The sequence below is a fragment of the Hymenobacter convexus genome (assembly GCF_030580955.1).
Classification (GTDB): Bacteria; Bacteroidota; Bacteroidia; order Cytophagales; family Hymenobacteraceae; genus Hymenobacter.
On the sequence record NZ_JAUQON010000002.1, the window covers coordinates 478,248 to 499,926 of the forward strand.

Consider the following 21,679-nt stretch of genomic DNA (forward strand, 5'->3'; position numbering starts at 1 on the left):
TTCGGTGCGGGCTCAGGGACCGGGCGGTGTTCAGGGCCGGGTGACGATTAATTCGGGCCAGCCGGCCATTGGGGCCTCGGTGGTGGTGACGGGCACGGGCGCTGGCGCCAGCACCGATGCGAATGGGAATTTTGAAATTGGAAATGTGGCGCCGGGCACGCACACGCTCACAGTGCGGCTGGTGGGCCACACCACCCAGGAGCGCCGCGTGACGGTGCCGTCGGGCTTGCCCATCACCCAGAATTTCACGCTGACTGAAAACTCGGAGGAATTGAATGAGGTGACCGTGCAGGGCGACCGCGCCAATAAGTTCGTGCGCCGCTCGTCGGAGTACGTGGCCAAGATGCCGCTCCGCAACCTGGAAAACCCGCAAGTGTATGCCACCGTGGGCAAGGAATTGCTGACCGAGCAGTTGGTTTTCACGGCCGACGATGCGACGCGCAACGTGCCGGGCCTGCAGAAAATGTGGGACGCCACGGGCCGCGGCGGCGATGGCGGCGGCTTCTACAGCAGCCGGGGCTTCATCCTGAGCAGCCAGCTGCGCAACGGCGTGGCCGGCAACGTGACCAGCGACATCGATGCCATCAATCTGGAAAAGCTGGAAGTTATCAAAGGGCCGTCGGGCACGCTGTTTGGCAGCGCGCTCACATCATACGGCGGGCTGATGAACCGTGTGACCAAGAAGCCGCTCGATACCTTCGGCGGTGAAGTGACGGTGGCGGGCGGCAGCTACGCCTTCCACCGCGTGAGCGCCGACGTGAACCTGGTGGATGCCAACGCCCCCGCCGACCAGCCCAAAACCCTGGCCTTTCGTCTGAACACGGCCTACACCTACGAAGACAGCTACCAGACCCGCGGCTACACCGGCTTCAACAAGAACCTGGCCGTGGCCCCGAGCCTGCAATGGCGCCCCAATGACCGTCTGACAGTGAACGTGGACGCCGAGATTTACAAGGGCTCGGGCACCGGCAAGCAGATGTTCTTCTTCTACTACCCGTCGGCCGCGCTGGGCTTTGACCGGGCCGACAAGGCGCCGCTCGACTACCGGCAGTCGTACACGGGGCCCGGTTTGGTGCAGGATTCGCGCAGCACCAACCTGTTTGGGCAGGTGCAGTACCGCATTTCGTCGGTCTTCACTTCAACTACTTATCTGACCAGCAGCCATAGCTTCTCGAACGGCAACGGGCCGTACTTCTACCTGCTGCCCGATGCGGTGGCTACGGGCTTCAGCACCCTGCCGGCGCAGTCCAACTTCCTGGCGCGGGCCGACCAATCGACGCAGAATAGCCGCCGTCAGCTTTTTGAAGTACAGCAGCTGTTTAACGGTGATTTTCAGCTGGGCCGCTTGCGCAACCGCGTTGTATTGGGCCTTGATTATCTGCGCGTTGATTCGGACGTGCATTTCCTGGGCGGCGACATTGACGTGGTGCCCCTGGCCAATGCCATCCCCGGCTTTAACTACCGCAACGGCTTCAATGGCCCGGCCGTGGCCGCCCGCTACGCCGCCCAGGCACCGGGCAACTACATCGTGAACACCAAGTCGAACACGTACAGCGCCTTTGCGTCGGATGTGCTGAACCTGACGGAGCAGCTGAGCGTGCTGGCCGCCGTGCGCCTCGACCACATCGACAACAAAGGTGGGCTGTACTACTCGCCGGTTGAGGCTTACACCCAAACGGTGGTATCGCCGAAGTTCGGCGTGGTGTTTCAGCCGGTGAAGGACCGGGTGGCGTTGTTTGCCAACTACCAGAACAGCTTCACCAACCTGGGCGTGTACCTGACCACGGACGGCAACACCCAGATTGCCCGGCCGGAGCGCGCCAACCAGTGGGAAGGCGGCGTGAAGCTGGACGCCGCCGGCGGCCGCCTGAGCGCCACGGTGAGCTACTACGACATTTACGTGAAGGACCGGCTGCGGAACGTGGGCTACGATGCCGCTCGCGCCTTCCGGTCCATCGATGTGCAGGATGCCAACCAGCGCAGCAAGGGCGTGGACGTGAGCATCGTGGCCAACCCGGTGCGCGGCTTCAACGTGGTGGCTGGCTTCGGCTACAACGACTCGAAGTTTGAAACCCCGGATGAAACCGTGAACGGCCGCCGGCCCAACACCGCTTCGTCGCCCATCTTGGCCAATGCCTGGCTGAGCTACCGCCAGCCGGCCGGCGCCCTGCAGGGCCTGGGCCTGGGCTTCGGCGGCAACTACGCCAACGAAAACCGCGTGCAGAACACGACCACGAACGTCTTCACGCTGCCCAGCTACACGGTGCTCAACGCCAGCATCTTCTACGACCAGCCCAAGTACCGCCTCTCGGCCAAAGTGGACAACCTAACCGACAAGCAGTACTGGACCGGCTACACCACCATGAACCCGCAGAAACTGCGCAGCATCGTGGGCTCGGTGGTGTACAAGTTTTAGGGTTTGTTGTTGATAAACAGCTGAATAATATCCAAAGAGAACGGTCATGCTGAGCGAAGCCGAAGCATCTCTACCGCAGTAGTAAACCTTTCGCTGCAACGAATAGCTACTGTGAAGCCTTGTTGCCTGGGTATGGTGAGTCCTGGGCAACGAGGCGGTAGAGATGCTTCGACAAGCTCAGCATGACGTTCTGGTTTCCCCCAGTAACCTGCCCCAAAGACATGACTCTCAAGCAATCCGTCGGCAAAGTGCACCTCTGGCTGGGGCTGGCCTCGGGGCTGGTGGTGTTTATCGTGAGTTTAACGGGCGCCATTTTCACGTTTCAGGATGAAATCCGGGACCTGACGGAGCCCTGGCGCAAGGTGGAGGCGCAGGCCAGCGCGCCGCTGCTGCCCTCGCGACTGCAGGCAGCCGCATTGGCAAAGCACCCCGGCGTAAAGGCGGCCACGACGTGGACCACGTATTTTGGCCCCGAACGGGCGGCCACGGTGTTCTTCACTGATTCGGCCCAGATGCCCACGATGGTGTCGCTGAACCCTTACACCGGTCAGGTATTGCAGGAACAGAACCTGCGCTACCACTTTTTCAGCATTGTGCAGGCCATTCACATGACCTTGCTGCTTCCCGAAGCCGTGGCTAAATGGGTGGTGGGCGGCAGCGTCATCATCTTCCTGCTGATGCTGGGCACGGGGCTGGTGTTGTGGTGGCCCAAGCGCAAGCAGGAACGCAAGCAGCGCTTCACCATCAAGTGGGGCGCCCGCTGGCGGCGCGTTAACTATGACTTGCACAACGTGTTGGGCTTTTATGTGGCCAGTGTGGCCGGGCTGCTGGCGCTCACGGGCCTGTTCATGATTTTCCCGGTGCTGCTCGAATCGGCTGAGCTGGTGGCGAATGGTGGCCGGACGTACCCAGAGGAGAAAGTAGTGGCGAAAGTTGATACGCTACAAGCCGTGACGGCCGCCGCCCAGCCGCTGCCCGACGTGATTTACCGCACGGTGCGGCAACGCTCGCCGCAGGCCGAGATGGTGCTCATCGGGCCGGCCGGCACTGGCAAAGCCCCGGCTTACTGCTGGGCTTACCAGAAAACCCTGCACTATTATCACCGCGACCAATATGCCTTCCACCCCGTGTCGGGGCAGGTGTTGCAGGCCCGCTTGCATGCCAACCAAAGCAACGGCGGCAAGCTGTCGGACATGAACTACGACCTGCACACGGGCCAGATTCTGGGCCTGGGTGGCAAAATTGTCGCCTTTCTGGCCAGCCTGATTTCGGCCAGCCTGCCCGTGACGGGCACCGTGCTGTGGTGGGGCCGCAAGCAGAAGAGTAAGACCGGCGGGAAAAAGCGCCAGGCTGTGTCCGCTTAGAAGCACCGGGCCGTCCGCAAGGGAACACGCTGTCCGGAAATGGACAGATTTTAACGAATATTATTTAGCTTATCAGTCAATATTAAATTGATAGACAAGATATTACGAAATTGGCACAGGCCTTGGCCTTAGGTGTAGAAACTTCCCTGATTTCTGCACAAAAATGGACAGAGCTATTGCCGATTCTATTCAAACCCAACGCAAGCGCCACCGCTGGCTCCTGCTGGCCGGCCTGACGGTGCTGGCGCTGGGAGTAGTATTGGCGTTTCGCACGGTGCTGAAACCCAGCATCAGCCGAGCCATTTTGCAGACGGCCACCGTGGAAACCGGCGACGTGGAAGCCTCCCTTACCGCCGCCGGCACCGTGATTCCGGGCCACGAGGCGGTGCTGACGAGCCCCATTCAGAGCTCCATCCGGCGGGTGGCGGTGGCGGTGGGGGCCAAGGTAAAGCCCGGCGAAACCATTCTGGAGCTGGATAAGGAGTTGGCCAATTCCTCACTAGCCAAGCTCGACGACGAGCAGCTGCGCAACCAAAACAAGAACTCCCAGCTGCAGCTCACTCTGGAGCGCAGCCTGAACGACCTGCGCACCCAGGCCGAGGTGCAGGGCGCCAAAGTGCGCAGCCTGCAATCGACGCTGCGCGACGAGCAGCAGCTCCTGAAAATAGGCGGCGGCACCGCCGAAAACGTGCGCCAGGCCGAGCTCAACCTCACCGTGGCCCAGCTAGAAGCCCAACGCCTGGCCCGCCAGATTCAGACCCAGCAGCGCTCCAACGCGGCCGACGTGCGCGAGTTGGGCTACACCGTATCGATGCAGCAGCGCAGCATTGCGGAACTGGCCGGCAAGCTGCGGCAGGCCAACATCAGCAGCCAGCAGCCGGGCGTACTGACTTGGGTGAACGAGAACATCGGCACCACCGTGCAGGCCGGCGACCCGCTGGCCCGCGTGGCCGACCTGAGCAGCTTCCGGGTGCGCGCCACCATTTCGGACAGCTACGCCGAGGCCCTGCACCCCGGCGACCCCGTGGTAGTGCGCGCCAACGACACCGACCTGCGCGGCACCATCAGCACGGTGAGCCCGAGCGTGGACAAGGGCGTGGTGACCTTCTACGCCCAGCTTGACAACCCGCACCACCCGGCCTTGCGGGCCAACCTGCGAGCCGATGTATTTGTGGTGACGCGCGCCCACCACGGCGTGCTGCGCGTGAAAAACGGGCCGTACTATCTGGGTGGTAAAGAGCAGCCGGTGTTTGTGCTGGCCGATGGCCGGGCGGTGCGCCGCACGGTGCGCTTCGGCGACAGCAACTTCGACTACGTGCAGGTGCTGAGTGGCTTGCGTGCGGGCGAGGAGATTATTGTGTCGGACATGAAGGACCATGTGGACACGCCCGAACTCAAGCTGAAGGATTAAGACGATGAAGCCAATTATCCTCTTTATTCTGAGCTTACTGACGCTGCTAAGCCCGCCCTTGCGTGCGCAAACTCTGGTGAATCAGCCGGGAAGTACGCTCACGCTCGAACAGGTTATTGCCCAAGCGCTCGACCGTTCGGCCGTGGGCCAGCAGGCCTACACCAACCGCGAAACCGGCTACTGGGCCTGGCGCGGCTACCAGGCCAACTACCGGCCGCAACTGGGCTTGGCGGGTACGCTGCCCAATTTCAGCCGGGTGATTTTGCCCGTGGTGCAGCCCGATGGTACCACCAGCTTCCAGTCGGTTCGTATTAATAATTCAGATTTGGCCCTGACGTTGAGCCAGAACATTGGCCTGACGGGCGGGCAGGTGTTTGTGGGCTCGCAGGTGCAGCGGTTCGATGATTTCAACGGTTCGCTGCGGCGGTATAACAACCAGCCCTTTACAATGGGCCTCACGCAGCCACTGGGCCAGTTCAACGCCCTGCGCTGGGCGCGGCGCATCGAACCGCTGCGCTACCAGGAAAGCCAGCGTCAGTATGTGGAGGAGCGCGAAACCATTGCTCAGCGCGTCACGGAACTGTATTTCGACGTGCTGCTGCAACAGGTGAACGCCGAAGTGGCCCGCCAGAATGCTCAGGCCACGGCCGAGCTGCTGCGCATCGGCCAAGAGCGGTACCGGCTGGGCCGGCTCTCGCAGAGCGACTTGCTGCAGTTGGAACTGAACCAGTTGAACGCCCGCCAGGCCCAAACTCAGGCCCAGCTCAACGCCGAAAACGCCACTGTCGACCTGCAAGCTTACACAGGCCTGACCGATGCGCCCGCGCTGGCCGTGCCCGACCCCGCGCCCCAGCCGGCCGTGGCGCCCACCCTGGCGCTGGAGCAGGCCCGCCAAAACCGCAGCGCCACGCTCGCCTTTCGCCGCCGCTTGCTGCAGGCCGAGCGCGACGTGGCCCAGGCGCGCGGCACCACCGGCTTCCGGGCCACGCTCACGGCCAACACCGGCTACGTGAACCAGGCCACCAGCCTCGGCGCCACCTACCTCAACCTGCAAAACCAGCAGCAGGTGGCGCTGGCCTTCTCGATGCCGCTGGTGGACTGGGGCCGGCAGCACTCCATCATCAAAACCGCCGAGCTGGCCCGCGACCAGGCCCAGCACACCGTGGCCCAGGAAGAGCGCACCTTCGAGCAAACGGTGCTCACGCAGGCCAGCCAGTTTGCTACGCTGGCCCAGCAGCTGCACCTGGCCGGCAGGGCCGATTCCATCGCCCAGCGCCGCTACGACATTGCCCGCGCCACCTACTTGCTCGGCCGCATCAGCCTCACCGATTTGAGCCTGGCCTCCAACGCCAAGGACGGCGCTAAGCGCGACTACATTTTTGCCCTGCGCGCGTGCTGGGTGGCGCATTTCCGGCTGCGCGCCCTCACACTGTATGATTTTGAGCGACAGGCGCCCATTGTGGCCACTCGCTAAGCTATTTCAACCTATTCACGCGCTTTTCTCACCTTTTTCTCATGGAAAATCTGCTCATTCCCACCACCGAAACCCGCCCGCAGCCGCTCACTGGCCAAGCGGCCCCGCCCGTGCTTCGGCTCACCAACATCGAAAAGGTGTACCAGACCAAAACCATCGAGACGGTGGCGCTGAACCAGGTGAACCTGACCATCAACCGGGGCGAGTTCGTGTCCATCATGGGGCCCAGCGGCTGCGGCAAATCGACCTTGCTCAGTTTGATGGGCTTGCTTGATGAGCCGACCAGCGGCACGATTGAAGTGGACGGCCGCGCCGTGCAGTCGTATTCCGACCGCGAGCTGGCAGGGCTGCGCAACCTGAAAATCGGCTTCGTTTTCCAGAGCTACCACCTCATAAACGACCTTTCGGTGGTGGACAACGTGGAGGTGCCGCTGCTTTACCGCAAGGGCATGAGCGGCAAGGAACGCCGCCAGCGCGCCCTCGCTGCCCTCGACAAAGTGGGGCTGAGCGCCCGCACGGGTCATTTTCCGGGCCAGTTGAGCGGCGGGCAACGGCAGCGGGTGGCCATTGCGCGGGCCCTGGCCGGCGGGCCGGAAATCATTCTGGCCGATGAGCCGACGGGCAACCTCGACTCGGTGATGGGCGAGGAAATAATGGACCTGCTGCTGGCCCTGAACCGGCAGGAGGGCGTGACCGTGGTAATGGTGACCCACGACGAGCAGCAGGCCCTCAAGACCGAGCGCGTCATCCGCTTCTTCGACGGCAGCCAAGTGAGCTGAAAGGAATAGAAAACTCCCGAACGGTCATGCTGAGCGCAGTCGAAGCATCTCTACCGCTTCGTTTTCACAATGGGATTACTGCTGCGGTAGAGATGCTTCGGCTGCGCTCAGCATGACGGTTTGCTGTTTGACGTTCCTGATAAAATAAACAAAGCCATGCTTTTAAGCTACTTAAAAATTGCCTGGAAGGTGCTCATGCGCCGCAAATTCTTCACCTTCATCAGCCTGTTTGGCGTAAGCTTCACGCTGATGATTCTGCTGGTGGTGATGGCCATGTACGACCACGCGGTGGGGCCGACCGCGCCGATGAAGCGCGTGGACCGGATGCTGTTCGTGAACACCCTTCGGCACGAGATGGCCGACGGCCACGGCTGGATGAGCCAACTCACGAGCATCCACTTCGTGGACGATTACGTGCGCAAGCTCAAAACGCCCGAAAAGGTGGGCATCACCACGGCCTCGGCCAATGCCACGGCCTTCACCAAGAGCAAATTGCTGCCGCTGGACATGGCTTATACCGACAGCAACCTCTGGCAAATCATGGACTATGATTTCCTGGGCGGGCGTGCCTTCACGGCCGCCGAGGTGGCGCAGGCCCAGCGCGTGTGCGTCATCAACGAGGCCACGGCCCGGGCCTACTTCGGCCGCACCGACGTGGTGGGGCAGACCATCGAAATCGACCTGAAGCGCTACCGGGTGGCGGGCGTGGTGCGCAATGTGTCGGCCGCCCAGGTGTATGCCTACGCCGACGTGTGGGTGCCCTACACGCTGAGCCCGCAGTACTTCAAGGACAACCGGCTGGAAGGCGAGTTTCTGGTGGTGCTGCTGGCGCCCTCGGCGGCGGCGGTGCCGGCCGTGAGCGCCGAGTACCAGCAGATGATGAAGCGGATTCCCATTCCGCGGCCTAAGGAGGTGAAGGCCATTTATTCCTACGCCGACCCCATTGTGCCGGGTGTTACCCGGGGGTTTCTGGGCAGCGAGCCCAGCCTGCGCGATGACCACCTCGCCAAGTTTTACACGCTGGTGGGCGGGCTGGCGCTGCTGTTTATGCTGCTGCCGGTGCTGAACCTGGTGAACCTGAACGTGACGCGCATTCTCGAACGTTCGGGCGAGATTGGGGTGCGCAAGGCCTTCGGGGCGGCGGGCGGCGATTTGGTGGGGCAGTTCCTGGTCGAGAACCTGGTGCTGGCCCTGGTGGGCGGGCTGCTGGGCCTGGGCCTGGCCGCCGGCGCCCTGGCCCTCGTCAACGAGGCGCACCCCATTGCCTATGCGCACTTCGCGCTGAGCTGGAGCGTGTTTGGCTGGGGCATGGCGCTCACCCTGCTCTTCGGCTTGATGAGCGGCGTGTACCCGGCCTGGAAAATGTCGCGCCTCAACCCCGTGGCCGCCCTGCGCGGCGGCGGGGAGCAAAAATGAATTATGAATTAAAAATTATGAATTGGCCAGAGGCCTCGCCCATGATTCATGACACTCAATTCATAATTCATAATTATTAATTCATAATTGCCCAACCCCATGCTTCGCCATCTCTTCACCCTCATCTGGAACCGCAAGCGGGCCAACCTGCTGCTGATTTCCGAAATCTTTTTCTCGTTCGTGGTGCTGTTTGGGGTGGGCACGGTGCTCATCACCGCCGGCCGAAACTACATGGCCCCGCGCGGTTTCGAGCCCACGCAGGTGTGGCGGCTGCTGGTGCGCGCCGGCCAGGGCCAGAAGATGCCCCGCGCCGAGCTCGACGACGTGCTGCGCCAGGTAAAGGCCCTGCCCGGCGTGCAAACCGTGGCCCTGACCAGCAACAACCTGCCCTTTACCTTCAACACCAACAACTCGGACTTCGTGTACAAGGGCCGCAAAACGCCCTTTGCCAATACCTACGACGCCGACGACCACTACGCCGAAGCCCTGCGCCTGCGCCTGCGCGAGGGCCGCTGGTTTGCGCCGGGCGACGACGGCACCCACCACCGCCCCGTGGTCATCAGCGAAAACATGCGCCAGTACTTGTTTGGCGACGAGCCGGCGCTGGGCAAAATCTTCACCTACAACATCCCCGGCAAGGCCACCAAGCCCGAAGACGAGTTCCAGGTGGTGGGCGTGGTGGACAACGTGCGGATGACGACCGATTTCGACGAGGCCATTCCCAGCGTGTGGAAGCGCCTCATTCCCTACGACACCACCCACTGGGAAACGGCCGCCGTGCTGGTGCGCGTGGCGCCGGGCCAGGGCGGCATGTTGCAGGAAAAAATAGCCCGCACCGTGGCCGGCGTCACGCGGCAATGGAGCACCGAGGTGCGCGTGATGGAAGACGACCGCCTGCACCGCCGCTTATATACGCTGGTGCCGGTGGTGGGCCTGTGCCTCATGGGCCTGTTTCTGATTATCAACGTGGCGCTGGGCTTGTTTGGGGTGCTGTGGTACAACATCAGCCAGCGCCGGGCCGAGATTGGGCTGCGGCGCGCCATGGGGGCCACGGGCGCGGGCATCGGCTGGCAGTTTCTGGGCGAAATGATGGTGGTGACGACCTTTGGGGTGCTGCTGGGCACGCTGCTGGCGGCGCAGTTCCCGCTGCTCCACGCCTTCGATTTGGCCACGCAGCCTTATGTATTGGCCATTGCGGCGGCGGCGGGCGCGGTGTATCTCATCACGGCGCTGTGCGCGTGGCAGCCCAGCCGGCTGGCGGCGGCCATTCAGCCGGCCTTGGCCCTGCGCGAGGAGTAAATTGTAGCGCGGACTACAAAGTCCGCGCTACGCCCGGGCAACCCCGGCCGCCCCGGCTGCATCTGTCTCTCCGAATCCAGTCACTTTTCTCACTTTTTCACTCTGCAGTTTTATGAAAAACTTCCTTGCTCTCGCCCTGCTCTGGTTGCTGGCCCTGGTGCCCGCCCTCGCCCAAACCGCCCCGGAAGTGCGCGTTGTGGGCGCCTTCCGCGCCCTCAAAGTTTCCGATGGCGTGCAGGTCACACTCGTTTCGGGCAGCACGCAGCGCGTGGAAGCCAGCGCCGACAACGAAGAATTCCTCAACCGCCTCAAAACGGACGTGAGCGATGGTGTGCTCCGCGTGAGCTTCGAGCACAAGCTGAACGAAAGCTGGAGCAAAGACAACCGCCCACGCAACCTGCGCGTGAGCATCGTGGCCGCGCCACTCACCGGCATCGAGGCCAGCAGCGGCTCGCGGGTGGAGGTGAAAAACGAGTACGCCGCCGGCGATTTCGACCTGGAAGCCTCTTCGGGGGCCGTTGTCTCGGCCCCCAGCTTCACCGGCAAAAGCGTGAAAGCCAGCGTGAGCAGTGGCGCCGTGGCCAGCCTCGGCGGCAAGGTGCAAAGCCTGGATGTGCAGGCTTCCAGCGGCGGCGTCTTCAAGGGCCAGGACGTGCAAGCCGCCACCTGCGACGCCCACGCTTCGAGCGGCGGCACCGTGGCCGTGGCCGTGCAGGACAAGCTGGTGGCCAACGCCAGCAGCGGCGGTGACGTGCGCTACAGCGGCTCGCCCCAGGTGACGAAGCACACCAGCAGTGGCGGCAGCGTGAAGAGCCGGTAGACAGACTGCTTGCCTATTGTAAGGCACTAACGAAGAACGTCATGCAGAGCGCAGTATCTTGCCTGCCACCACTAAAATCCTTAATCTGGATTACTTACTGCGGGCAAGATGCTTCGCTGCGCTCTGCATGACGTGCTGATACCACACTTTATTTCCTTTTCCTTCCTTTCTGCACTCATGTTTCTCATCGTCGACGATGACCTCGCCGTTCGCACCTCGCTCAGGCTGCTGCTAAAGCAGGCCGGCTACCCCGCGCAAGCCGTGGCCACGCCCGCCGAGGCCCTGGCCGCCGTGCGCGAAGCCGCCCCGCAGTTGGTGTTGATGGACATGAATTACTCCCTGGCCACCACCGGTGAAGACGGCCTGGCCCTGCTACGCGAGGTGAAGCACCTGGCCCCGCAGGTGCCCGTCATCCTCATCACCGGCTGGGGCAGCATCAGCCTGGCCGTGGAGGGCATGAAGGCCGGCGCCGCCGAGTTCGTGACCAAGCCCTGGCACAACGACGCGCTGCTCCAGACCATTCGCACCGTGCTGGCCGTGCAGGATGCCACCCCCGACGCGGCCCCCGACGGCCCCGCCGCCAGCCGCCGCCAGCTCGACAAGCAGTACCGCTTCGCCGACATTATTGGCCACGACGAGCAGCTGCTGCACGTGCTACGCAACGTGGGCCAGGTGGCCGCCACCGATGCCTCAGTGCTCATCGAGGGCGAAAGCGGCACCGGCAAGGAGCTCATCGCCGAGGCCATTCACCGCAACAGCCAGCGCCGCCAGCAGCCTTTCGTGAAGGTGAACCTCGGCGGGATTTCGAGCAGCTTGTTTGAGAGTGAAATGTTTGGCCACCGGCGCGGCGCCTTCACCGACGCCAAGGCCGACCGCGTGGGCCGCTTCGAGCTGGCCAATGGTGGCACCATCTTCCTCGATGAAATCGGCGAGCTGGAGCTGGCCAGTCAGGTGAAGCTGCTGCGCGTGCTGCAGGACCGTACCTATGAAGTGCTGGGCGACAGCAAGCCGCGCCGCCTCGACATCCGCGTCATCGCCGCCACCAACCGCAACCTGGCCGAGTTGGTGCAGCAGGGCCGTTTCCGCGAAGACCTGTTCTACCGCATCAACCTGATTACGGTGCGCTTGCCCGCCCTGCGCGAGCGCGCCCAGGACATTCCATTGCTGGCCCAGCACTTCGTCGACCAGCTGCGCGCCACCTACCGCCGCCCGGCCCTGAAGGTGGGTACCCGCGCCCTGCACTGGCTGCGCGAGCAAGCGCTGCCCGGCAACATCCGCGAGCTGAAAAACCTGGTGGAGCGCGCTGTTCTTGTCAGCGGCAAGGACGAATTAGGCCCCGAAGATTTCCAGGCCAATGCCCAGCGCCTGCCCGCCCGTGCCCCCGCGCCCGGCGAACTGCCCACCCCCGGCACCATGACCTTGGACGAGCTGGAGGCCCAGATGATTCGCCAGAGCCTGACGCACTACGACGGCAACATCAGCCGCGTGGCCAAGGCGCTGGGACTGAGCCGCGGGGCTTTGTACAGGAGGTTTGAAAAGCACGGCATACCCTATGACGAGTAGGGGCGGCGGCATACCCGGTAGGGCCTGCCTCCGCCGTTGAACGTCATGCAGAGCGCCGCGAAGCATCTTTACCGCAGCAGTAATTGATTTGCATTGCGCGGTAAAGATGCTTCGCGGCGCTCTGCATGACGTTCTTTGATTACCGACATTTGGCCGCGCTGAATACATGTCCCTTCGCCTCCAGTTCCTGCTTTTCGTCACGCTTATTCACGCCGTACTCATCGCGCTGGCGTGGCAGGTGCGCACCACCAATCTGTACCTGTTTTTCGGCAGCGAGGTGCTGCTGATTGGCAGTATTTACCTGGCCGTGCGGCTGTACCGGGGCTTTGTGCGGCCGTTCGAGCTGATTGCGGCGGGCACGGCGGCCATTCAGGCCAAAGATTTCAGCATGAAGTTCGTGCCCGTGGGCCAGCGCGAGATGGACCAGCTCATCGGCGTCTACAACCGGATGATTGACGAGCTGCGGCAGGAGCGCGTGAGCCAGCACGAAAAAAGCTTCCTGCTTGAGCGCCTCATTCAGGCCTCGCCGGCCGGCGTGCTCATCCTCGATTTCGAAGGCCGCATCGAAAGCGTGAACCCCGCCGCCGAGCGGTTTTTGGCCCAGCCCGCCGCTGCCCTGCTGGGCCGCGCGCCGGTTGAGTTGCCCGGAGCATGGGGCCCGGTCCTGGCCCAGCTCATCGAAAACCAGCCGCAGGCCCTGCAACTCTCGGGCCTGCAAACCTACCGGGTGCAAGCCGCGCATTTCTACGACAGAGGATTCGTGCGCCGCTTCCTGCTACTCGAAGAGCTGACCCAGGAGCTGATGCAGCAGGAGAAGCAGGCATATGGCAAGCTGATTCGGATGATGTCGCACGAAATCAACAACTCCATCGGCGCCATCAACTCCATTCTGCACAGCTTCGCCTACTACGCCCCTCAGCTCGATGCCGCCGACCAGCCCGACTTCACCCAGGCCCTGGAGGTAAGCATTGCCCGCAATACCCAGCTGGCCAACTTCATCGGCAGCTTCGCGCGCCTTGTGCGGCTGCCCGCTCCCGCGCCGCTTCCCACCGACCTGCACGCCCTGCTACGCAGCATCTGCCGGCTGCTCCAGCCCCAGAGCGAGGAGCGCCGAATTCGCTGGCACCTGGATTTTGCTGACGCGCCGCTCATCGCCTCCTTCGATGCTCTGCAGCTGGAGCAAGTACTGCTCAACATCGCTAAAAATGCCCTTGAGGCCATTGGTCAGCAGGGCAACATCTGGGTGCGAACTACCGCCCGGCCGCTCACCGTCGTCATCGAAAACGACGGGCCCGGCCTCACCGCCGAGGTGAGCCAAATGCTTTTCACCCCCTTCTTCAGCACCAAGCGCGACGGGCAGGGCATCGGCCTCACGCTGGTCCGGGACATTCTGCTCGGGCACGGCTTTCGGTTCCGGCTCGAAACGAATGCTGCCCAGCGCACGCAATTTGTCATTGAAATGGAGGCTTCGTAAATGAAGGTGTTTGGTGGTGCCAAAAGGTAAATATTGCCGAATGCCCTTATGTTTTAGAGGGGTGATTTGAAATTTGAGTATTAATTTCGTGGAGTAGCCCCTAATTACGCTCCCGTTATGACGCGCAAACAATATTTAGCCACGGCCTGCCTGGGCGTTATCCTGCTACTGGCCGGCCTCGCCGCCTTCCTGCCCCAAAGCCACCCCGACGCCAAGCCCGACGCCTTCAATCCCGCCGACCTGGCCTGGATGCTCTCCGCCTCCGGCCTCGTGCTGCTCATGACGCCGGGCCTCGCCTTTTTCTACGGCGGCATGGTGAGCAAGCGCAACGTGATTTCGACCATGCTGCAGAGCTTCATCGCGCTGGGCGTGATTTCGATACTGTGGTACGTGGTGGGCTTTTCGCTGGCCTTTGGCGACAGCATTGGGGGCGTTATCGGCAATCCGCTCACGTTTTTCATGTTCAACAACGTGGGCACGGCCCCGCACCCGCGCCTGGCCACCAACCTGCCGCTGGTGCTGTTTGCGGCGTTCCAGCTGAAGTTTGCCATCATTACGCCGGCCCTCATCAGCGGCGCCTTCGCCGAGCGCATTCGCTTCTGGGGCTACCTGCTGTTCATGTGCCTCTTTAGTCTGTGCATCTATTGCCCGCTGGCCCACTGGACCTGGCACCCCGACGGCTTCCTCTTCAAGTGGGGCATCCTGGACTTCGCGGGCGGCACGGTGGTGCATATCTCGGCCGGCTTTGCGGCGCTGGCGGGCGCACTGGCCCTGGGCCGCCGCCGCACCCACCTCGAAGGCCACACCCACGTGCCGCCCAACGTGCCGTTTATCCTCATCGGCACGGGCCTGCTGTGGTTTGGCTGGTTCGGCTTCAACGCCGGCTCCGCGCTGGCGGCCAATGCCACGGCCGTGCAGGCATTCATGACCACGCACCTGGCCTCGGCCGCTGCCATGCTCACTTGGATGATGATTGAGGCCGTGCGCGGGCAGCGGCCCTCGGCGGCGGGCGCGGCCATTGGCGCGGTAGTGGGTCTGGTGGCCATCACCCCGGCGGCGGGCTATGTGAGCTACGGTCCGGCTCTGTTTATTGGCGTGGTGTCGGCGGCCATCAGCGCCGGCGCGGTCGATTTGAAGAATAAAACGACGCTCGATGACACCCTGGACGTATTCCCCTGCCACGGCGTGGGCGGCATTGTGGGCATGATTCTCACGGCCATTTTCGCCAAAGAAGGCGGCCTCGCCACCACCGGCGACGCGACGCTGCTCCTGAAGCACCTCGGCGCGCTGGCCTTCATCTCGGTGTTCACCTTCGGCGGTTCCTACCTGCTCTATAAGTTTACCAACCTGCTCATTCCCATCCGCGTCAATGCCATGCACGAAGCCGATGGCCTCGACATGAGCCAGCACGGGGAAACGGTATTGCCCGTGGCGCCGGAGGCCGTGCCGGAGAGCGAGTTGCGCTACGTGGTGCGGGCCTCGTAGCGCCTTCTGTCATCCTGAACGCAGCGAAGGACCTTCTCACGTTAGAACGAATTGTTCAGGCGTGAAAAGGTCCTTCGCTGTGTTCAGGATGACAGAAGGCGCTACGTCCCCAGCACAAACACCGTCGGAATCTTGTGCAGCTCCGGGGCTGGCAGCCGCTTCCAGTCCGAAACCGCCAGCGTCTTGATAAACTCGCCCGCGCCGGTCACATCGGCTGCCACGCACAGGCGGGTGCCCGGCTGCAAATGCGCCAGCAAATCGGTAAACAAAGCTCCGTTGCGGTAAGGCGTTTCAATAAACAGTTGCGACTGCTGCCGCTGTTGCGCCTCCTTCTCCAGTGCCTTGATGGCGGCCACGCGCGGCGCTTTCTCGATGGGCAGATAGCCGTGAAACGCAAATTGCTGCCCATTCAGCCCGGAAGCCATCAGCGCCAGTAGCAGCGACGACGGCCCTACCAGCGGCACTACCCGCAGGCCTTGCCGGTGCGCCTCCCGCGCCAGCGCCGCGCCGGGGTCGGCGATGCCGGGACAGCCGGCTTCGCTCAGAATGCCGGCGTCGATGCCTTCTTTCACCAGGGGAATGAGGGCAGCTTTTACTTCGGCATCGGTGCTGTCTTTATCAATGACAACGAAGCGGATGTCCTCGATGACGCGGTGCGGGGCCACACTTTTCACGAAGCGGCGGGCCGTGCGGGCATTCTCGACCAGAAAGTAGGGGAGGGTGGCCACGGCGGCCACCACCTGCGGCGGCAGCACCTGCGGAGCCGTGTCGTCGGCCAGGGGCGTAGGGATGAGGAAGAGCGCGGGCATTGAAAAAAAGTAAGAGCCGCAAAGGAACGCCTCCGCTCCGGAAACCTGGGCGCCGCTGCCTGAAATGACGGCGCAGCGGCGGGCCAGGAGGATTGAAGAAGCCGGGATTGAAGGACAGTCAAATAAAAAAAATCGCCCCGCTTTCTTTCGGAAGGCGGGGCGATTTACGAAACGCGGCGGGCCGTTGGCTAGTCGCGCTTTATCAGGCGGGTGATGCGCTGCTCGCCTTGGCGGGCTTGCAGGGTGTAGACGCCGCTGGCCAGCGCCCGCACATCGAGCTGGAAACGGCTGGCGCCCGTGGCCGCGGCTTCTTCGCGGTGAATGAGCACCCGACCGGCCATGTCGAAGAGGTCAATCTGTACTGCGCCGGGGCCCGCCGTCATCAGGTCGAGGGTGAGGTATTCCTGCAGCGGCACCGGATAGGCGTCGAGCTTGAAGACAGCCGCGCCGGCGAATTGCACGGCCAGCACCTTGCTGAGTTGGCTGTGGCCTTCGGTGTCGAGCTGCCGCAGGCGGTAGAACACGGTGGCGCCCAGGCGGCTGGCGTCCTTATCGACTGCCGTGGCGGCGGCCGGCGACCAGCGCTGGCTGGCCACGGCCTGCCGGCTGATTTCCTGCCACTTCTGCTCGTCAGCCGACCGTTCGATAACGTACCAGCCGTTGCTCGGCTTCGTGGTCGTCGACCAGGTCAGCACGGCATCGGTGCGGCGGGCCGTGCCCGAAAATAAGGTTTGGGCCAGCGGGGCAACGGTGGGCGCGCTGTGCAGGCTCACGGTGTACCAGGCGTTGAGCTCGGTGGCCGCCACCATGACGGTGCGCGCCAGCGCGGGCTGGGGCTCGCCGGCTTTCACCCAGGTTTTGCCCTGGTCGGTGGAGCGCCACACTTGGGCCAGGGCGCCGCCAAAGTCGAGGCCGTGGTCGTTGGCCGCCAGCCAGCTTAGCGCGAGCCGGACGGGCTGAGCGGGGCTGCGGCCGTCGGCGGTGCTGAGCCGCCAGATGCGGTCGATGCTCTGCTTGCTGGCAAACGCCGGGCTTTGGCTGTAGGAGTAGTTGGGCAGGCTCAGGCCGGTGCGGCGGTCCACGGTCAGCGTCAGGACCTGGCCGTTGGGATGCAGCACGAAGCCCATGTTGCCGAAGTTGACGGGCTCGGTGCCGCGCACGGCTTGCTGCTGCACCAGACTGCCTTGCACGTAATGGCTGTCGTCTTCGGTGCCGGCCGGGCCGGGCCCGAGCAAGGTAGCGGCGGGCGCCAGCCGCAGGCTGTAGGCCGCGGTGGTGCGCAGGTGGCCGCTGGCCAGCCGCAGGCCTCCGGCCACGCTGGCATCCGACCCCAGGGTGATGCCGGCCGGGTTGTCGAGGCGCAGGCGGTAGAAGGTAGCCCCGCTTATGCTCAGCACATGCGGTTTCATGCCCATCAGCACCACGGTGCTCTGGCCGGCGCTGAAGGTGCCGGTGCTGAGCAGGCTGCCTTCGTCGATGAAGAGCCGGTTGGAAGCCAGGCCGGCGGCGCGGGTCAGGTCAAGCTCGCCGGCGTTCTCCACGTCGCCGCGCACGTAGCGCACCGAATCGGAGAGGGCGACTAAGCCGCCTTTCCCATTGTAGAGGCCCTGGGCTTGGCTGGTGTGAAGGGCCGAGGCCCCCCACACCAGCAGCAACGCAAGCGCGGCCGTGGGCGGTTCGAAACGTTTGAGGTATCGGTTCATGGTCGCAGAGGCAATTAGTGGATAACAACCCATTTTGACCCGTCGGAAATCACCTGGACGGTATTTGAGGTATTAGCACCATTACCGGTGAGGGTTACGCTAGTTGAAGCGTTGATAGAATCTGTGGTCCAGAACCCTCCCGAAGCAGAACTGGTAATGGTTACCGTGAAGCTGGAATAGTTGCGGAGATAGATAATCCGGCCGTTGTTGCTGGATGCTGCAGGCAATGAGAACGTAGCAGTGCTGGTCGGTTTCAGGCCGATAAAGTTATTACTGGCTACTACCGTCGTGAGGTCCGTAGTCGTGACGTTGAGACCCGGGTTCACTGCCATGGTGCTGCCGTTGATACCAGGGTCCCCCTTCAATCCCTGAGTTCCCGCAGCACCTTGCGGAATGGTGAAGGTCAGAACTGCGGCCGAACTGGTTCCCGTATTGGTTACGGTAGCCAATGTGCCTGCTGCTCCAGTCGTTGTGCCACCAATGGCTATGCTGGCAGCGGCGCCGGTTGCGCCCGTTGCGCCAGCAGGGCCAGTAGCACCGGCAGGACCCGCTACGCCGGTAGCGCCCGTTGCTCCCGTTGCGCCAACGGGCCCTTGTGGGCCTGTGGCCCCGGCAGGCACCGTAAAGGCAAATACTGCGGCAGACGAGGTGCCCGTATTAGTTACGGTAGCACTGGAACCAGCAGCTCCTGTGGTAGTGGTTCCGACGGCAATCGTAGCTGCTGCTCCGTTCGTACCTGCTGCACCTTGGGGACCTGTCGCGCCAGTATCGCCTTTCAGGCCTTGAATACCTTGGTCACCCTTTGCGCCAGCGGGACCGGCAGGACCGGCGGGACCGGCAGCGCCAGCGGGACCAGCGGCGCCAGCAGCGCCGTCATGGCCGTCGGCGCCAGCAGGACCGGCAGGACCGGCGGGACCGGCGGGACCGGCGGGACCGGCAGCGCCGTCATGGCCGTCGGCGCCAGCAGGACCGGCGGCGCCAGCAGCGCCGTCATGGCCGTCGGCGCCAGCAGGACCGGCAGGACCGGCAATACCCGGTTCACCTTGGATGCCTTGTACACCCTGCTCACCTGCGGGAATGACAAAACTGAGTAAATTAATTGAGCCAGCAACAGCGTTAGTTACCGATGCAACTGGACCTGTAGTTACACTACCAATGGCAATAGTGGCATTCGTACCAGTAGCACCATTGGCACCCTGCGGGCCAGCTACACCTTGGATACCTTGTTCGCCCTTGTCACCTTTATCGCCTTTGGCACCGGTGGCCCCGATAGGACCTTGGGCGCCGGTAGCTCCCGTGTCACCTTTGGCACCGGTGGCGCCAGTATCGCCGGTGGCACCGGTAGCACCTGTGGCACCGGTTAAGCCAATCGGTCCTTGCGAACCCGTGTCCCCTTTAGGCCCCTGGGGACCCGTCAAACCGGTAAGACCTTGCGCGCCTTGCGGACCCGTCAAGCCGATGGGGCCTTGTGAGCCAGTGGCACCAGCCACGCCCTGTGCTCCCTGTGCGCCCGCTGGACCTGTTGCTCCCTGAGCGCCAGCAGGTCCTACTGGCCCTTGCGCGCCAGCCAGGCCGGTGGCACCCGTGGCACCCATCGGGCCGATAGGTCCCTGGTCGCCGGCGGCACCGGCATCGCCTTTTGGCCCTTGAATACCTTGTAGTCCCTGAGCGCCGGTGGCGCCAGTCAGGCCGATGGGGCCTTGCGCGCCAGTGGCACCGGTCAGGCCCATCGGACCTTGCGGGCCGGTGGCTCCAGCGGCACCAGTAGCCCCTGTGGCACCGGTTGGCCCAGTGGGGCCGGTAGCACCGGTTGCTCCAGTCAGGCCGGTCGGGCCAACCGGGCCAGTTAATCCAGTGGGGCCTTGGGCGCCTTGCGGGCCGGTCAAACCCACCGGGCCCTGGGCGCCGTCGTTGCCGGCTATGCCTTGCGCGCCCTGCGCACCCGCCGGGCCTTGTGCACCTTGCGCACCAGCCGGACCGGTGGGGCCTTGGGCGCCCGTGAGACCCGTCGGGCCCTGTGCTCCTGCCAAGCCCGCCGGGCCCGTAGCCCCGGTAGCCCCGGTATCGCCTTTGGGGCCGGTGGCGCCGGTAGCGCCAGTAGTACCGGTAGCGCCGGTCAGGCCGATGGGTCCGGTGGCGCCAGCGCTGCCAGTATCACCTTTCGGGCCCTGGGCCCCAGTGAGGCCCGCCAGGCCCTGGGGGCCTTGCGGCCCGGTGAGGCCGGTGGCCCCTTGCGGCCCGGTGAGGCCCATAGCGCCTTGCGCACCCGCCGCGCCAGTTGGCCCCTGCAGGCCTTGCGCACCCGTTGCGCCCGCTGGGCCAACTGCCCCCGCCGGTCCCACGGGGCCGGCTGCCCCGGTTGCCCCTTGCGGCCCGGCCGGACCGGTAGCCCCGGCCGGAACCGTGAAGTTGAGGATGGCCGCGGTGGCCGTGCCGCTGTTGGTGACGGCCGCATTGGTGCCAGCGGCGCCTGTGGTAGTCGTGCCCACGGCGACGCTGGAAGTAGGCAGGGTGACTGCCGTAGTACCCGCGCCTAAGCTGAGCTGCTGGCCGCTCAGCGTCAGCACATCAAGCGGGCGGGCCTGGAGCTTGCCGGTGGCATCTATTCCAACCTGCCGAGCGGCAATGCCCGGCGCCGCCAACGACGCAACCGTGGCGTTGCCTGCCACCGTCATATTGCCGCCCAGCGTGCCAGAGCCGTCGATGTTGAAATTGGCGGCACTCTGAACCGTTGTGCCGTTGTTGATGTAAGCCCCGGGCGCATTGCTCGTGCCGGCATTGCCCCCAATGCCCACCGGTGAGGTGGGGGCGGCCTTCCCCACCAAGTGCCAGGTGTCGAGGCCTATCGGGGCGCCGCTGGTTTCTACCCGCACCCAGTTGGTGGGACTGCTGCCCTTGGCGCCGGTGTTGCCGCCGGCGTTGTAGTAGAGGCCCGGCCCGCCCGGAAGCAAGTCGCTGGTGTTGAAAATCATAAGGCCAGTGGCCGGATTTTCAATGGTGGTATTGTCGGCCGCCGATTTTAGGGCAACTCGTGGGATGAGCAGGCCTTTGTTGCTGCTCGAAATATCGAGTGCGGCCGAAGGTTCTGGCGTGCGCGTGCCAATGCCGGTCTGGCCATATCCCAGCATGGGTATGGTTACAAGCGCACCAGCTGACGCCACTCTCAATAAAAATCTCAGGGGTAATTGAGTTTTCATGCAGTGTGAGAATTTGGTTTAGGGGAGAAAGAATATGAATTATGCCTTCGATGAGTCACAATATTATTCCCCCGGTTCTACCTTTTCCTACTGCAAAATTTATTTTTATTAATGCATTATTGTATTAATATTAAATAATTAATATTTAATATGCCAGTGGGTGTTCCCAATGGATTGAGCATCAAATGCCAATTTTTGTGGTAGTTTTTTGTTAACGACAAGCTAACGGTAGTGTCAGATAATTAAATATAATATATAAAAAGTATAATAAAAATATTTTAACGTTTCTCTGAAATTTTTTTTAAACAACAAATAATTTGATTAATTAATATATAATATATATACTGCGGTTTATTGGATGCCGAGCCCCGGTCGGCAAGACTGCAATCAAGCTGCTCAAGACACCAATGCTAACGGCAACTACTGCTCAATAGACTTTCATACAGGCTATTAACCAGTGCCAAGGCTG

14 protein-coding genes are annotated in these 21,679 nt (G+C 63.0%); 11 read left to right on the forward strand and 3 right to left on the reverse strand.

The features are described 5' to 3' along the window. Positions 1–40 precede the first annotated feature (40 nt). From Q4S41_RS05440 to Q4S41_RS05490, 11 genes are all read left to right on the forward strand, one after another. Complete coding sequence (locus Q4S41_RS05440) at positions 41–2,416, forward strand: TonB-dependent receptor (RefSeq protein ID WP_305030090.1); 2,376 nt, start codon at positions 41–43, stop codon at positions 2,414–2,416. A 221-nt stretch (positions 2,417–2,637) separates the two neighbouring features. Continuing rightward, positions 2,638–3,780: a PepSY-associated TM helix domain-containing protein gene (locus Q4S41_RS05445; protein WP_305030091.1), complete on the forward strand. Its 1,143-nt coding sequence runs from the start codon at positions 2,638–2,640 to the stop codon at positions 3,778–3,780. Between the two features lie 163 nt (positions 3,781–3,943). After that, the gene (locus Q4S41_RS05450) at positions 3,944–5,191 is read left to right on the forward strand and encodes an efflux RND transporter periplasmic adaptor subunit (protein ID WP_305030092.1); all 1,248 of its coding nucleotides are present in this window, start codon (positions 3,944–3,946) and stop codon (positions 5,189–5,191) included. A 58-nt stretch (positions 5,192–5,249) separates the two neighbouring features. Further along, a complete protein-coding gene (locus Q4S41_RS05455; protein ID WP_305030093.1) occupies positions 5,250–6,665 on the forward strand; it encodes a TolC family protein in 1,416 nt (471 codons plus the stop codon). A 110-nt stretch (positions 6,666–6,775) separates the two neighbouring features. Continuing rightward, a complete protein-coding gene (locus Q4S41_RS05460) occupies positions 6,776–7,444 on the forward strand; it encodes an ABC transporter ATP-binding protein (protein ID WP_305030320.1) in 669 nt (222 codons plus the stop codon). A gap of 156 nt (positions 7,445–7,600) precedes the next feature. Next, on the forward strand, positions 7,601–8,860 hold the full coding sequence (locus Q4S41_RS05465) for an ABC transporter permease (RefSeq protein ID WP_305030094.1): 1,260 nt from the start codon (positions 7,601–7,603) through the stop codon (positions 8,858–8,860). A 99-nt stretch (positions 8,861–8,959) separates the two neighbouring features. After that, complete coding sequence (locus Q4S41_RS05470) at positions 8,960–10,159, forward strand: ABC transporter permease (RefSeq protein ID WP_305030095.1); 1,200 nt, start codon at positions 8,960–8,962, stop codon at positions 10,157–10,159. Positions 10,160–10,271: 112 nt separating this feature from the next. Beyond that, positions 10,272–10,979: a head GIN domain-containing protein gene (locus Q4S41_RS05475; RefSeq protein ID WP_305030096.1), complete on the forward strand. Its 708-nt coding sequence runs from the start codon at positions 10,272–10,274 to the stop codon at positions 10,977–10,979. A 177-nt stretch (positions 10,980–11,156) separates the two neighbouring features. Continuing rightward, positions 11,157–12,542: a sigma-54-dependent transcriptional regulator gene (locus Q4S41_RS05480; protein ID WP_305030097.1), complete on the forward strand. Its 1,386-nt coding sequence runs from the start codon at positions 11,157–11,159 to the stop codon at positions 12,540–12,542. Positions 12,543–12,708: 166 nt separating this feature from the next. Continuing rightward, positions 12,709–14,016 carry a sensor histidine kinase gene (locus Q4S41_RS05485; protein WP_305030098.1) on the forward strand — a complete coding sequence of 436 codons (1,308 nt, stop codon included), beginning with the start codon at positions 12,709–12,711 and terminating at the stop codon, positions 14,014–14,016. Between the two features lie 117 nt (positions 14,017–14,133). Beyond that, positions 14,134–15,501 carry an ammonium transporter gene (locus tag Q4S41_RS05490; protein WP_305030099.1) on the forward strand — a complete coding sequence of 456 codons (1,368 nt, stop codon included), beginning with the start codon at positions 14,134–14,136 and terminating at the stop codon, positions 15,499–15,501. A gap of 101 nt (positions 15,502–15,602) precedes the next feature. Here Q4S41_RS05490 and Q4S41_RS05495 read toward each other — a convergent pair whose 3' ends face one another. The 3 genes from Q4S41_RS05495 to Q4S41_RS05505 form a co-directional block, all read right to left on the reverse strand. Further along, a complete protein-coding gene (locus Q4S41_RS05495) occupies positions 15,603–16,310 on the reverse strand; it encodes an SAM-dependent methyltransferase (protein ID WP_305030100.1) in 708 nt (235 codons plus the stop codon). A gap of 188 nt (positions 16,311–16,498) precedes the next feature. Next, positions 16,499–18,013, reverse strand: coding sequence for a T9SS type A sorting domain-containing protein (locus Q4S41_RS05500; RefSeq protein WP_305030101.1), 1,515 nt, complete (start codon positions 18,011–18,013; stop codon positions 16,499–16,501). A gap of 14 nt (positions 18,014–18,027) precedes the next feature. After that, positions 18,028–21,141 carry a hypothetical protein gene (locus tag Q4S41_RS05505; protein ID WP_305030102.1) on the reverse strand — a complete coding sequence of 1,038 codons (3,114 nt, stop codon included), beginning with the start codon at positions 21,139–21,141 and terminating at the stop codon, positions 18,028–18,030. Positions 21,142–21,679 lie beyond the last annotated feature (538 nt).

Coding starts and splice junctions, on each gene's coding strand:
- Q4S41_RS05445 (WP_305030091.1), top strand. CDS start 2,638: ATGACTCTCAAGCAATCCGTCGGCAAAGTGCACCTCTGGCTGGGGCTG.
- Q4S41_RS05450 (WP_305030092.1), top strand. CDS start 3,944: ATGGACAGAGCTATTGCCGATTCTATTCAAACCCAACGCAAGCGCCAC.
- Q4S41_RS05465 (WP_305030094.1), top strand. CDS start 7,601: ATGCTTTTAAGCTACTTAAAAATTGCCTGGAAGGTGCTCATGCGCCGC.
- Q4S41_RS05470 (WP_305030095.1), top strand. CDS start 8,960: ATGCTTCGCCATCTCTTCACCCTCATCTGGAACCGCAAGCGGGCCAAC.
- Q4S41_RS05475 (WP_305030096.1), top strand. CDS start 10,272: ATGAAAAACTTCCTTGCTCTCGCCCTGCTCTGGTTGCTGGCCCTGGTG.
- Q4S41_RS05480 (WP_305030097.1), top strand. CDS start 11,157: ATGTTTCTCATCGTCGACGATGACCTCGCCGTTCGCACCTCGCTCAGG.
- Q4S41_RS05485 (WP_305030098.1), top strand. CDS start 12,709: ATGTCCCTTCGCCTCCAGTTCCTGCTTTTCGTCACGCTTATTCACGCC.
- Q4S41_RS05490 (WP_305030099.1), top strand. CDS start 14,134: ATGACGCGCAAACAATATTTAGCCACGGCCTGCCTGGGCGTTATCCTG.
- Q4S41_RS05495 (WP_305030100.1), bottom strand. CDS start 16,310: ATGCCCGCGCTCTTCCTCATCCCTACGCCCCTGGCCGACGACACGGCT.
- Q4S41_RS05500 (WP_305030101.1), bottom strand. CDS start 18,013: ATGAACCGATACCTCAAACGTTTCGAACCGCCCACGGCCGCGCTTGCG.
- Q4S41_RS05505 (WP_305030102.1), bottom strand. CDS start 21,141: ATGCTGGGATATGGCCAGACCGGCATTGGCACGCGCACGCCAGAACCT.